Annotated in this window: 11 protein-coding genes; 9 read left to right on the top strand and 2 right to left on the bottom strand. The window is 38.1% G+C overall.

Annotation, left to right across the window (positions count from 1 at the left end):
* Positions 1 to 4 precede the first annotated feature (4 nt).
* Both CHX27_RS11525 and CHX27_RS11520 read right to left on the bottom strand, forming a co-directional pair.
* Positions 5 to 2,494: a YfhO family protein gene (locus CHX27_RS11525; protein ID WP_094486923.1), complete on the bottom strand. Its 2,490-nt coding sequence runs from the start codon at positions 2,492 to 2,494 to the stop codon at positions 5 to 7.
* A gap of 53 nt (positions 2,495 to 2,547) precedes the next feature.
* On the bottom strand, positions 2,548 to 2,808 hold the full coding sequence (locus CHX27_RS11520; protein ID WP_094486922.1) for a DUF4834 family protein: 261 nt from the start codon (positions 2,806 to 2,808) through the stop codon (positions 2,548 to 2,550).
* 85 nt (positions 2,809 to 2,893) lie between these two features.
* Between CHX27_RS11520 and CHX27_RS11515 the strand changes: the two genes are divergently transcribed.
* From CHX27_RS11515 to CHX27_RS11470, 9 genes are all read left to right on the top strand, one after another.
* A complete protein-coding gene (locus CHX27_RS11515) occupies positions 2,894 to 3,883 on the top strand; it encodes a transporter (RefSeq protein WP_243388993.1) in 990 nt (329 codons plus the stop codon).
* A gap of 5 nt (positions 3,884 to 3,888) precedes the next feature.
* Positions 3,889 to 5,022, top strand: a complete 1,134-nt coding sequence (locus CHX27_RS11510) for a GTP cyclohydrolase (protein WP_094486921.1) — start codon at positions 3,889 to 3,891, stop codon at positions 5,020 to 5,022.
* Between the two features lie 111 nt (positions 5,023 to 5,133).
* Entirely contained in the window at positions 5,134 to 5,970 is an 837-nt protein-coding gene (locus CHX27_RS11505; RefSeq protein WP_165764505.1) for a helix-turn-helix transcriptional regulator, read from the top strand.
* Between the two features lie 612 nt (positions 5,971 to 6,582).
* The gene (locus tag CHX27_RS11495) at positions 6,583 to 8,511 is read left to right on the top strand and encodes a hypothetical protein (RefSeq protein WP_133063411.1); all 1,929 of its coding nucleotides are present in this window, start codon (positions 6,583 to 6,585) and stop codon (positions 8,509 to 8,511) included.
* Between the two features lie 11 nt (positions 8,512 to 8,522).
* On the top strand, positions 8,523 to 8,909 hold the full coding sequence (locus tag CHX27_RS11490) for a hypothetical protein (RefSeq protein WP_094485468.1): 387 nt from the start codon (positions 8,523 to 8,525) through the stop codon (positions 8,907 to 8,909).
* A 14-nt stretch (positions 8,910 to 8,923) separates the two neighbouring features.
* Positions 8,924 to 11,419, top strand: a complete 2,496-nt coding sequence (locus CHX27_RS11485) for an Hsp70 family protein (RefSeq protein ID WP_094485469.1) — start codon at positions 8,924 to 8,926, stop codon at positions 11,417 to 11,419.
* Positions 11,420 to 11,429: 10 nt separating this feature from the next.
* Complete coding sequence (locus CHX27_RS11480) at positions 11,430 to 11,885, top strand: TerB family tellurite resistance protein (protein WP_094485470.1); 456 nt, start codon at positions 11,430 to 11,432, stop codon at positions 11,883 to 11,885.
* Positions 11,886 to 11,888: 3 nt separating this feature from the next.
* Positions 11,889 to 12,290, top strand: coding sequence for a CpXC domain-containing protein (locus CHX27_RS11475; protein WP_094485471.1), 402 nt, complete (start codon positions 11,889 to 11,891; stop codon positions 12,288 to 12,290).
* Positions 12,291 to 12,422: 132 nt separating this feature from the next.
* Complete coding sequence (locus CHX27_RS11470; RefSeq protein ID WP_094485472.1) at positions 12,423 to 12,722, top strand: DUF6804 family protein; 300 nt, start codon at positions 12,423 to 12,425, stop codon at positions 12,720 to 12,722.
* Positions 12,723 to 12,994 lie beyond the last annotated feature (272 nt).

Raw genomic sequence — 12,994 nt, 5'->3', positions numbered from 1 at the left:
AAGTTTACTTTTTTGATTCTTTAGCGTATTTGAATCCTACGATTCCCAAAATCAAGAGCAGGATGATTGTGCTTATTAGCGAAATCGTTCCGCCGGTTTCAACCACTTTTGGTTTGAACTCAAAAGTAATTTGGTGGGCACCTTTTGGAATAAACAATCCGCGTAACACATAATTAGCACGGTAAATCGGTGCTTCTTTTCCATCGATCTTTGCTGTCCAGCCGTCTTTGTAAAACGATTCGGAAAAAACGGCAAATCCGTCGCTTGCGTTATTCGATTGGTACGTGATTTTATTTGGTGTATAAGCTTTCGCGGAAGTTAAACGGATTTGCGACAGACTGTCGGCCGAAATGGTTTTCCCAGCAAGAGCTTTCGCATCAGAACTCGCTAAAATGGCGGTTTGGCGCAGATTGGAATTCAGCGTAGCTCTAAACTCTTCGTCGGCCGATTTTGCAGGAACAATCGACTTCACAAACCAAGCATTTCCGTAGGCAAACGGATTTCCGACTACAACTTCGCCTTGTTCTGTCGGAATCAAAACGTATTTTACGTTTAGCGCACTCAACACCGGATAATCGATGCCCAACAAACCTGTTTCTGGATTTATTTGCGATGCCCATTTTTGCAAATCGCGCTCTACACCAAATTCAAACAATTGATCGTAACGACGCGGTCGCACCGCCGAATAGCCACCCACCGATTTATGGAAATAAGATGCTCGTGCATTTAAACGTCCTTGAATGTCGTAAACTCTAAAAACGGTGCTATCGGCTAAAATCTCTGAGTCGGCTGAAGTACGCTCGAAAGGCTCGCGCATTTTGATTCCCGGAACAAAATTATCGGCGTTTAAATAACGTTTGTCTACCGAAATTAAATCGACTAAAATCAGCAATCCAATTAAAGAAAGTGCGGTAGCCGATTTCAACTTTTGCTTCACAAAGAGCCACAAAATTCCTGCAAGGACTGCCGTTAATCCGATGGCTTTTAGCGTATCGGTGGTGTACATGGCTTCTCGGTCTTTGCGTAAGGCAGCCACAATCTCAGCGCCTAATTGCGTCACCAGCTCGTCGTCTTTAACGGTAGTGAATTCCAAAAAGTACTTGCCACCAAAGATGAGCAATAAAATAGCCAAAACGGTTCCGCCGGTTTTAATAACTGCTTTTTGCTGCTGCGCCGCATCGAGTTTCCAAAAGGTTTGTAAGCCCATTACTGCGAGTAAAGGCATACATAATTCTAGCACCACTTGGATGGAAGAAACTGCTCTAAACTTGTCGTACAACGGAACATAATCGACAAAAAAGCGGGTAAGAAAATCCAGGTTTTTTCCCCATGATAAGAACAAACTAAGCAAAGATGCAGCTAAAAAAGCGTATTTGATCTTACGTTGATCGTAGTACAAGGCAAGTAATGCCAAAAAGAAAACGGTAACGCCGATATAGGCCGGTGCTGCCACAATTGGTTGATCGCCCCAATACGTTGGCATTCCTTCTTTGGCATACTCAATCGCTTGTTCTTTTGGAATGTATTGATTTTCGGCTATTTGTGTTTTTTGAAGCTGGTCGACAACTGCCGAATTTTCGTCTAAAGATTCACTATTGCTGCCGCCGAACAATCGTGGAACAATTAAATTTAAACTCTCGCCGATACCGTAACTGTATTCGGTGATGTATTCATACTCCATAGCCGCGTCCGAAGTATTCTTGGATCCTTCGGCTTTAAAAGTGAGTTCGCTTTTTCCACGTATACTCCAATCGGTGTATTCTGCAGTAGCCAACACGCCAGCTGCATTGGCGCCAAGGGCTAAGATCCCAGCACCTAAAAGAATTCCGAAATTGATGAACAGGGGTTTGTATTCCTTTTGTTTAGCGAATTCGTAAATGTAGTAGATTGCCACCGCTGCCAGCAAAAACAGCAGATAATACGTCATCTGGAAGTGGTTCGCGTTAATCTCGAGTGCGATAGCCAAAGTGCTTACAACAAATCCGAGTGTACGTTTTCCGCGAAATACCCAAATTAGTCCAGCGAGCACGAGCGGCATGTAAGCAATGGCATGCGCTTTTGCGTTGTGACCCACATTGAGAATTACGATTAAATAGGTTGAAAATCCGAACGCTAACGCACCGATGATGCCTTTGCGGTAATCGATTCCCAATGCAACAATTAAGGTGTAAAATCCTAAAAAGTAGAGAAAAATGTAGTCTGCTGGTCGCGGTAAAAATCGGATAACTGAATCTAATTTCTTTACGTAATTATGCGGATAATTGGCGCCGAGCTGATAGGTAGGCATTCCGCCAAAAGCAGCGTTTGTCCAGTAAGGTTCTTGGTCGTTGGTGGCTCGAAAATCGTTTTGTTCTTTAGCCATTCCGGTATATTGAACGATATCCGATTGGTATACGGTTTTTCGTTGCAAGACGGGATAACAATAAATAAGTGCGGCTATAACAAAGAACAAGAGCGCAATAAAATGCGGAACGAATTTTTGAAGTATTTTCATGTAGTTTTCAGCGTTTACTGAACCTTAGCAGGTCGGAAAATTGTCAGGCAAACTTAGTCAATTTCCTCAAAGTCTACATACTCCCCTACCTTTTTGGTTTCGCGCGGTTTCTGGTTGGATTGCGCCTGATTTTGATACGTTTGCTGTTGTTGCTGATACGCTTGTTGTTGGTTTTGGAATTGCGTTGCCGCTTTTTCAACTACTTTTTTCATTGCATAAGGTAAAAGCAAACGAACGATGAGTCGAAACGCATAATAAAATACAACGATCCAAAATAGGGTTTTAATAAAACCAGTAAAAGAGGCGGTTTCCATACGCTTGAATATATACGACAAAATTAAACAATCGCAAAATTTATCTCTCCTTTTACTTCTTAAATAAATAATAAAAATGATACTTTTGAAACTACGCTTAAACAAAGGTCTCATGCTTAGAAACCGTCTGCTCCTTCTTGCCCTTTTAACAGTTGTTCTCGCTCACGGACAATTTACTGATGTCATAAACTCAAACCGTCCTGGAAAATCGATGGCAGCATTTTCTGTCGGTAAATCGGTTGTTCAAGCCGAAGGTGGCACGTATTTTTTTCGAGAAGAACACAATTTATTACAAACAACCTCTACAGGTTTGGGTCTGGAAGCGGTTTTACGCTGGGGAATTTACAAGGAAGAATTAGAAGGGATTTTCGAAACACAATACCAAGGCGATCAATTTGTCACGCCGTTTGGAACTGAAAACCGACGCTCGTTGAAATCGACCATCATTGGTGCGAAATACCTGTTGTACGATCCCTACAAAAACTACGAGGAAAAGCCGAACGTTAAAAGTTGGAAAGCTAAATATAAATTCAAATGGCGGCAGTTAATCCCGGCCGTAGCGGTGTATGGTGGTGTTAATTTGAACTTCGACAATCCGTATACTTTCGAATCGGACCCCATTATTTCGCCAAAACTTATGGTAATCACACAAAATCAATTCAGTGGCGGCTTGGTTTTAGTTACCAATATCATCGCTGATAAAGTAACTACCGATTATCCATCGCTTGGCGGCGTAATTACTCTTACACGCGGATTTTCAGAAAAGTGGAGCGGATTTCTCGAAAGTCAGATTTACAGTAGCGACTTCTACGCCGACGTACTGTTTCGAAGCGGTGCTGCCTATTTAGTGAAGGAAAATATACAATTAGATGGTTCAATTACCGCTAATCTAAAAGATACACCGACTGTATTCTATGCGAGTGTTGGTATTGCTTGGCGTTTTGACGACAACTACAAACCGGTTCTGATTCGATCTGGAAAAGATAAAGACAAGGACAAAAAAGGAAAAAAGAAAAAGAAAAAGAAGGGAAAAAAAGGTGAAAAAACTGTACCTCAACCCACTGGAACTAAATAGCACCTATGATTACTGTTAAAGAAGCGATAAGCAAAAGCGAGCTTACTGATTTTGTCAAATTTCCGATGAAATTGTATCGCGATAATCCCTACTTCGTTCCACCTTTAATAAACGATGAACTAGCGGCATTCGACAAAAAAAACAATCCGGCTTTCGATCATGCAGAAGCGCAATTTTATCTCGCTTACCGCGGAAAAGAAATCGTTGGACGTTTGGCTGCGATCGTCAATTGGCAAGAAGTAAACGAACAGAAAAAATCGAAAGTACGCTTCGGTTGGTTTGATGTCATCGACGATATCGAAGTCACCAAAGCCTTGTTGCAAAAAGTTTACGAACTCGGTCGAAAACACCAACTTGCTATGGTAGAAGGACCCATCGGATTTTCAAACCTCGATAAAGTAGGTGCCTTAACTTTTGGTTACGATGAATTGGGTACTGCCGTAACTTGGTACAACGCTCCGTATTATATCACACATTTAGAGCAGCTTGGCTTCCAAACAGAGAAAGAATACATAGAAAGTACGTTTCTCGTCAAGGACGTAGATCCCGAACCATTATATCGCGGCGAAGAATTGGTTAAAAAACGCTACGGCGTGTATTCTAAAAATTTCGACCGCACGGCAGACATCATGCCATATGTAGATCAAATGTTCGATTTGTTTAACGAGTCGTATAAAAATTTAGCGTCGTTTGTAGCTGTATCGGAGCGGCAGAAAGAATTTTTTAAGAAAAAGTATATTTCGTTCATCAATCCAGAATACATCAAGTTTGTTTTCAATAGCCAAAACCAAATGATTGCTTTCGCGATTGTTATGCCTGGCTACGCTCAAGCTTTGCAAAAAGCAAACGGAAAGTTGTTCCCTTTTGGTATATTTCATTTACTAAAGGCAAGAAAATCTAGTAAAGACGCTGTTTTTTACTTGATAGGCATAGCACCAGAATACCAAAATAAAGGAGTAACTGCCTTAATCATGTCGGAGTTTTACCGCACCGTAATCAAAAAAGGTGTAGAACGCTGTATTCGAACTCCGGAACTAGCCGAAAATCAAGCCATTCATTTACTTTGGAGAAATTTCAACCCTAAGGTTACTGCACGTAGAAAAACGTTTTCAATACTACTCGAAAACTTAAAAACGTAAAGTTTTAAAACCAAAACCACCCGATTTTCATCCGGAAAAAATACAGATTCACGGCAAGATGCTGTTACATTTTTAGCACATAAACTACTAATGTTTTGTAATCCGACAACGATGAACAAACACGTTTATAGCGACACGCTAAACAACCAAATTCGAATATCTGCTTTTGATAATTTTGCAGGTAGTACGCATTTCAATCAAATAGCTGCAAAATTCGTGGTTTCAGGAGCCAAAACGTACGTCATCAACGGAAAGAAATTCCTCGTAAAACAAGGCGAATACGTTATCGGGAACAACAACCAATACAGCGAGGTACACATAAATCAACAAACCGTCGGACTCTGCATCGATATTGCACCGGAAATTATTACCGAAATAACCGACAGTATTTTCGACACCACCGACTTCAGAAACTTTATTCTATCCGACAAATTCCTGATTAACAAGTATAAAGCACAACACACCCATCTCGGAGATCAATTAAACAAGCTCTCGCGGCTGCTGCTGGTCGAAAATCAAAACAGCTTGCTCTCACACGAACTGTTCTACAGCATCGGCGAAAGTATCGTACGCGACCAATCAATCATTTTCGAACAGTTTTCTAAGCTGCGGTACAAAAAGCAACTAGTCAACGAAACCGTATTCCGCAATTTGCTCAATGCAAAAATGTATATCGACGATAACTTCTTGAAAGTCATAACCATAACCGAGCTTACGCAACTCGCTTGCATGTCGAAATACGATTTCATCCGCCGTTTTAAATCCGCATTTTTGGTAACGCCTTTTCAGTATCTCATCAAAAAAAGACTCCTACACGCCAAACTACTCTTGTTGCAAGGCGAAAAAGTAAGTCAGGTTGCTCTATTAACCGGATTTGCCGACACAGCAGCCTTCAGTAAAGCGTTCAAAAATCAGTTTGGCTGCGCACCTTCACAGATAAAAATTTAAATGAGAATAATTTGGGGATTCCGGCGGGTCGTTCCTCCGGCGCCGTCGGGCTATTCGCGGCAATTCAAGCACGCCGAACGGGTGTTTTTGCACTCCGTAAACCGGCTTCTGAGGTCGCCGTTTTCCAGCGGCAAAAACTACCCACGGCGCACTTTCATTTCTGCTGCTATCCCTAACCCGAAATTGAATTTACTTTTAAAAAAGTGACTTCGTTTCAATCACCGTTTAACGTATCGTTTTGCCCGCCCAAACCCACAATTCGTTGGTGACTGAACTTGTTGAAGACTTTTTTTAGAAGTTGGTCCCGATAGCTTTCGGGATTCGCTTTCCACCCTTTTTTCTATTTTTCTATTTTTCTANTTTTGTGCCCTGAAATCCCGCACGAACGCCAAGCGCAAAAACGTTAGCACTCACCCTAAAAGACGACACAACCAATAACAAACGAACAGTAAAATGACAGATAAAATGGCAACCCTTCGCAAAATTAAAAGAGCTGCAAGCCGAAACACAAGCCAACGCTTTTGCAGCACATTTAATTTTGCCCAATCGCACCCAAGCCCACCCACCACCCTGACACATACTGAAAGCATTAATCACAAATAGAAAACCGGTATGCAATACATAAATCCTATAGAAATATTGCAGCTTTCAAACATGGCGGACAGTAGCCAAATAGATAGCGACACAATAAAAAAGGCGAAACGTAGACTTTTTGCAGACATTGACTTATCGGACGATGGACATTACAATTATTATGGACTTCAACTTTCAAAAGGCGATTGTGAAAGAGCTATTAATGAACTTTCAAATATCGATTTGAAAGAATTTTATTTATACTTGACATCAAACAAAAAGCTCAACGAATTCTTGGTATATGGTAATGAAAGCTTATTTGACAATTTTAAACAAGACAGCATTTTTAAACTGGCGGACTTTGTAAATTTCATCAGTCCATATTATGCACCAAAGTTTGACAAGGCTCTTTCAACTGCTTTTGAGGATGAAGATGTTGAGCTATTGAAATCTATTCTTAAAACTTCTTTCCTTGTTTCTCAAAGTAATGTAAATACAGCATACAAAACCGTTTCGAACATTTTACAAAACAGACTTACAGAATTATCAGAAATTCGAACCGATATTAAAAACGAGGAAAGTATTTATGATGATGATGACATTCACGAAGTTGTTGATTTGGTTACAGAGTATTTCCCAACTGAACCTTTAAATTGTTTGCCAAATTATTTTCAAAGCCAAATTCTGAAAATTGCCAATGAAATCAACTATCTAAATGTTGCCATTTGGAACAACTTTGATAATACGCAAGTCTGCCAAGATTTACTTGAGCATATTTTAACTTTAAACATTGACGGTTTGAACAAACCTACCTTTCAAAATAATTACGAAATAGTTAAACGTAAAAATCAAGAAAGGATTGAACAAGAAAGGAATGCACCTATTTTAAGAAAATATGCAGGTTATCTCATTCAGTCAAAAAGTAAAATTGAAGAAATTGAAAACAAAACATTAACCCCTAGTTCACTTTTAAGTTGGGTCAATTCTTCTATTTCTATTCCTGATGTAAATCGACTGCCACAAACTTTTGATGAAATAAAAAATCAAGTTGCACTGTCTTTAAGGGCGATGTCGGTAGAGGTATGGAATTCATATTCAAATATTGACGTTTCAATTGACCTAATCAATAAAGCCAACAGCATTACAGGTTTGAAACCAGAAACACAAGAAAATCTTTTGGATGCTAAAAAGCAACTCACAGAATTAAAGACCAAAATTGATATTGCTAATTTAGTAAGACAAAGAACTGTTTCAACAACAACACAAACAAGGACTAATACAACTACAAGAAGCACTTCAAATTCCAGTTCAAGCAATAATTCAGGCTGTTTATGGCTTATTGGCATTGCTGTAGTAATAGGAATAATTGTTGCAATTTCTAATTCAAATAATTCCTCGTCATCTTACAATGATAGTTCTACAAACAATAGCTACACAAATCCTTCAACAAATTATTCAAATGACAATTCGAATAATTCACCAACAACGACACCTGTTGAAGAATATACGCCACCAGTAGAAAGCCAATACAAGGGAAATCAACTAAAAGATGGTGCATCACCTCTTGATGGTTGTTTTGGAAAAGGAATATATAGTGGTAACGCAACACTTACCATTGATAATGGTGGAAGTTCAGATGCAATTGTATGTTTATACAGTATTGATAATGGAAGAACTATAAGAAATGAATATGTCCGAAAAAATTCAAGTTTCACAATGTCTAATATCGCACAAGGCACTTATAAAATACGAGTTTTCTATGGCAATGACTGGAATCCAACCTTAACCAACAGTTGCGGAACAAAAGGAAATTTTGAGTCAGATGTCCATTTTTCAGAATTTGACGGAACAGAGTATTTTGAAGACAGCGACAGAGGATATACAATGGCAACGATTACGCTTTACACGGTTGCTGGCGGAAATGCTTCTTCATCTTCTATTGACCAATCAACATTTTTCAACAATTAACAATTATACATATGCAAGACATAAAAAAAGTAATCGTAAAAGTTCCCCAAGCTTATCTCGATTTCATCAATCAGATATTTGAAATTGAAAAAAAAGCGAATAATCTGAAAGAAGAAAATTCTATTCAGAGGAACATAAACAAAATGAAAGGAATAATGGAAGAAGAATTTTTTAAAGGCTCTTCCACAATTGGTTTAACCTATCATAATCCTTTGGGAGAAGATTACACAGATACAAGAACAGACTGCGAAGCAACAATTTCAGGTACTGGGGTTGAAAATCTTGAAATCGTTGAAGTAATCAAGCCTATCATTTATTATTCCTATCTGGATAGTGATAAAGTGATGAAAGTAATTGTGCAACCCGCAGTTGTAATCGTTCAATCTAAAAACTCTTAAAATAAAATTTACAAATGGAAAATACAATAAACTTCGGCATTGATTTAGGCACAACCAATAGTGCGATTGCTAAATTCATTAAAGGTGAAGTCATCATCTTTTCAAATCCACAGGATTACGGCAGAAACACTTTGCCATCTGTAGTTTCATACAAAAAAGATAAAATCATAGTTGGAAACAAAGCCAAAGAGTTTTTAGAAAAAGACCCCAAAAGTGTTGTTGGTGTTTTCAAACGTAAAATGGGAACTGCGGAAAGTTTTAAAATAAAATCAATCAATGAATCCAAAACTCCGATTGAATTATCAGCTCAAGTATTAAAAGAACTGAAAACATTTGTAAACACAGGCGATAACTTAGATGCTGTTGTAATAACCATTCCAGCCTCATTTGACACGATACAATCAAATGCAACAAAAGAAGCAGGTATACAAGCAGGTTTTAAACAAGTTGTGTTGTTGCAAGAACCAATTGCCGCAAGCTTGGCTTATGCCAACATGAAGAAAGAACGAGAAATGAACGATGGCCAATGGTTGGTTTACGATTTGGGAGGAGGAACTTTTGACGTTGCACTTATTCAAATAAAGCATGGAGAAATGAAAGTTTTAGACCACGAGGGTGATAATTTTTTAGGTGGCGCAGACTTTGACCAAATGATTGTAGAAAAGTTTGTGATTCCAAAAATTTCCGAAGAATACAACTTTATCAATTTGGAAGACGAAATGAAAAGTGCATCAGGAAAATTAAATGCTAAATATTATGTTCTGCTTAGGAGAGCAGAAGAAGCAAAAATCATTTTATCATCTAAAACTTCTGCAGAAATTGTTGTTGATGGTTTTGAAGACGAGGACGGCAACGAAGTTGATATGGAAATAACTATTACTCGTTCTGAATTCAATGAATTAATCAAATCCAATATAGATGGCACAATTGAAATGATTAAACAAATTCTAACTAGAAATTCATTAAAACCATCTGATTTGCAATTTAATTTAATGGTCGGTGGTTCTACATACATTCCTTATGTGCGTAGTCGTGTGGAAGAGGTTTTACAAATTCCAGTAAACTGTGAAATTGACCCAACTACTGCTGTGGCAGTTGGTGCTGCTTATTATGCAGCTACAAAGCCTAAAGAAATTGGAAAGGGAACAGGAGTAAAACCGACAACTGCAATTTCTATCAAAACATCTTATAACAAAGCATCAAAAGAAAAGGACGAACTTTTTTCAGCAAGAGTTACTGGCAAAACTGAAGGCTTATCATACAGAATAACAAGACAAGATGGAGGTTTCGACAGTGGGTTAAAGAAACTGACAGAGAGAATAAGCGAAGATTTACCATTGGTTGATGGAGCTTTCAATTTCTTTTCTTTTGTCGTATACGATAGCCAAAATAATATCGTAGAAACAGACATTGAGCCCATAGGTATCAATAGCGGTTTTGGAATTAGCGGACAGCCAATTCCTGAAGATATATGTTTGGAAGTAGATGATTACGATAACCCAGGCAAGACCAGACTAAAGCCGATTTTTTTCAAAAATTCAATTCTTCCTTTACGTTCTCAAGCTATTAGTTTTCCTCTAAATAAAGGTCTAATTGAAGGAAACGATGACGATTTTATTTATATCAATGTATTAGAAGGTTCTCATTTGGCATTGCCTGAAGCAAATAAAGTTATTGGCTTTATGAAAATTCGGGGTACACAAATAAAAAGAGATATTGCTAAAGGCTCTGATATTGAGATTACAATTTCAATCTCAGAATCAAGAGATATTATCATTTCAGTTTATTTGAACATGGCTGACCAAGAGTTTAAACAAACTTTCAACCCAAAAGAAAGACACACACCAGTTGAGTTTTTGAAAGAACAAGTTGAGGAACTTTCTGAGAAATTAGACTTGGAGATTGAAGAAGCAAGTGAAAAAGAAGATTTTGAAACAGCAAGTGCCTTGAGCAAATTGAAAAAAGAAATGGAAAGCGTCAGTGAGGAAACTGAAAGCTTAACCAGCGATGACGTTACGGACAAGCGCTACCAACTAGAAGATAAAAAAAGAAAAATTGCACAGGAAATTGATAGTGCAACCAAGAATAAGAGAATACAACAAGTAAAAGCCCATTATTTTGAAACAAAAGATGAATGTGAAAAGATGTTGGACGAAAACGGTAATGACCACGAACGAAAAACATTTAACGACATAGTTGCTCAAGAGAGTGCATTTTTTTCAACAAATAGCCCATTGAAAATTCAGGAGAAGTCAGACGAATTGTACAGCATTATTTCCCGTATTCGTTGGAGAACACCGGAGTTTTTAGTAGGTATTTTTAAATGGTGCAGAGACAATCAAACAAGAATGAATGACCAAGCCCAAGCGAAAAGTTTGGTTGATGCAGGAGTTTTTGCAATAGAAAGCAGGAACTGGGAACGACTTGCAGAAATCAATAGCGGACTTCTTAATTTACTCCCAAGAGGGGCAGAAAAAGAAGCAACAACAAGAATCGGTTTTGGTCTTTAAAATCAATAGCATGAAAAATTCAGAATTTAAAGATTTCCTATTCAAATCAGCCGTGATAGCAATGGCTTGCGATGGCAATATTGCGGAAGAAGAAATTAACGAAATCAAAAGCATTGTAGCTAATGAAATTTATTTTATGGGCTATGAGTTCGAAGAGCCATTGCAAAAAAATATTGAAGCAATAAAGAGTAATGGCAAAAATGCTGTTAATCAGTTTCTTCAAGAAATAACTAACAATGAATTAAACGAACATCAAGAGTTACTTTTAATTGAAGTCCTATTGAAGATTATTCAAGCTGATGAAAAGATTGAAGAAAACGAATTGCGGTTTTTGCATCTGGCAAAGTCTAAGATAAGGATAGACGAACAAACCCTAATTGTTAAGTTTCCTCATCATATTGATTATTTGATTGACTTTAATAACTATGGTCAACACGAAGAGTTTACAAACGAAATTAACTTTTAAAATATGAGTAAAAGATTAGAAGCAAAAATCACTTGTCCATCTTGTGGCAATCAATTTGACTTTACATTGTATCGTACAATATGGGGCGAATACCCAGAAAATAGAGAACTTGTTATGTCCAACAAGATTAATGTTGCTACTTGCCCACGATGTAACAAGCAAACTAAGCTTCCCTTCCCTTTTATGTACACTAATGCCGAACGACAATTTGCAGTTTGGTGGGAGCCTGAATTTGATGCTCAAATTGGAAAGGACAGTGAAGGTTATGTACAAATGATGGGCCCAGGAAATTATCTTGCGGCTGCCCCACGTATCAAGGATTGGAACGAGTTTAAACAAACAATAATAAAATTTGAAAGTGGCGAATTAAAGGCAAAGCCAGCTGTTATTAGTCAAGATGAATGAACAAATGCAGGGTTTCCTAAAGCATTTACAAAACCAAAACAAGAAGAAAAATAGTGGTTGTTTAGGTGTATTCGTCCTTTTGTTAGGTTTCGGGGCGAGTGTCGTTTATGGAATTTCAAAACTTTTCTTTCTGTGAACATTGTAATAAAAATATCACTTGCGGTTTTGTTTTTGTTGTGCTTATTAGACATGCCTTATGGTTATTTTCAATTTGTTCGATTTGCAGGTCTAATTGGATTTGGAATTTTAGCCTATCAAGCACACCAACAAGGCAGACAGACAGAAATGATAATTTATGGTGGGCTTGCTTTGCTATTTCAACCGTTTTTCAAAATCACATTTGGCAGACAATTGTGGAATATAATTGACGTAGTTGTAGGAATAGGACTCTTAATTTCAATATTTATAAAACCAAAGGAAAGCCAACCCTAAAAGCAAGCACATTTGCAATTCGCACAAGCCAACGCACAGACCAAAAATTGCAAAAGAGCTTGCTTTGCCAACGCACCAAGACAGACACAAAATGACAGCAAACAAACACGACAGAAAAGAAGGGCGAAGTGCTAACATGCGTTTGGCGTCATGCGGGGTGACGTGCTTAAATTCAAGTTCAGTTTTTCAAATCAACTTTAGTGCTGGGTTGACAGTTTTGTGCCCTAAAATCCCGCACGAACGCCAAGCGCAAAAACGTTACCACCAATTAT

It is taken from the genome of Flavobacterium aurantiibacter (assembly GCF_002251775.1).
GTDB classification, from domain to species: Bacteria; Bacteroidota; Bacteroidia; order Flavobacteriales; family Flavobacteriaceae; genus Flavobacterium; species Flavobacterium aurantiibacter.
This window is presented reverse-complemented; position numbering and strand designations above follow the sequence as displayed.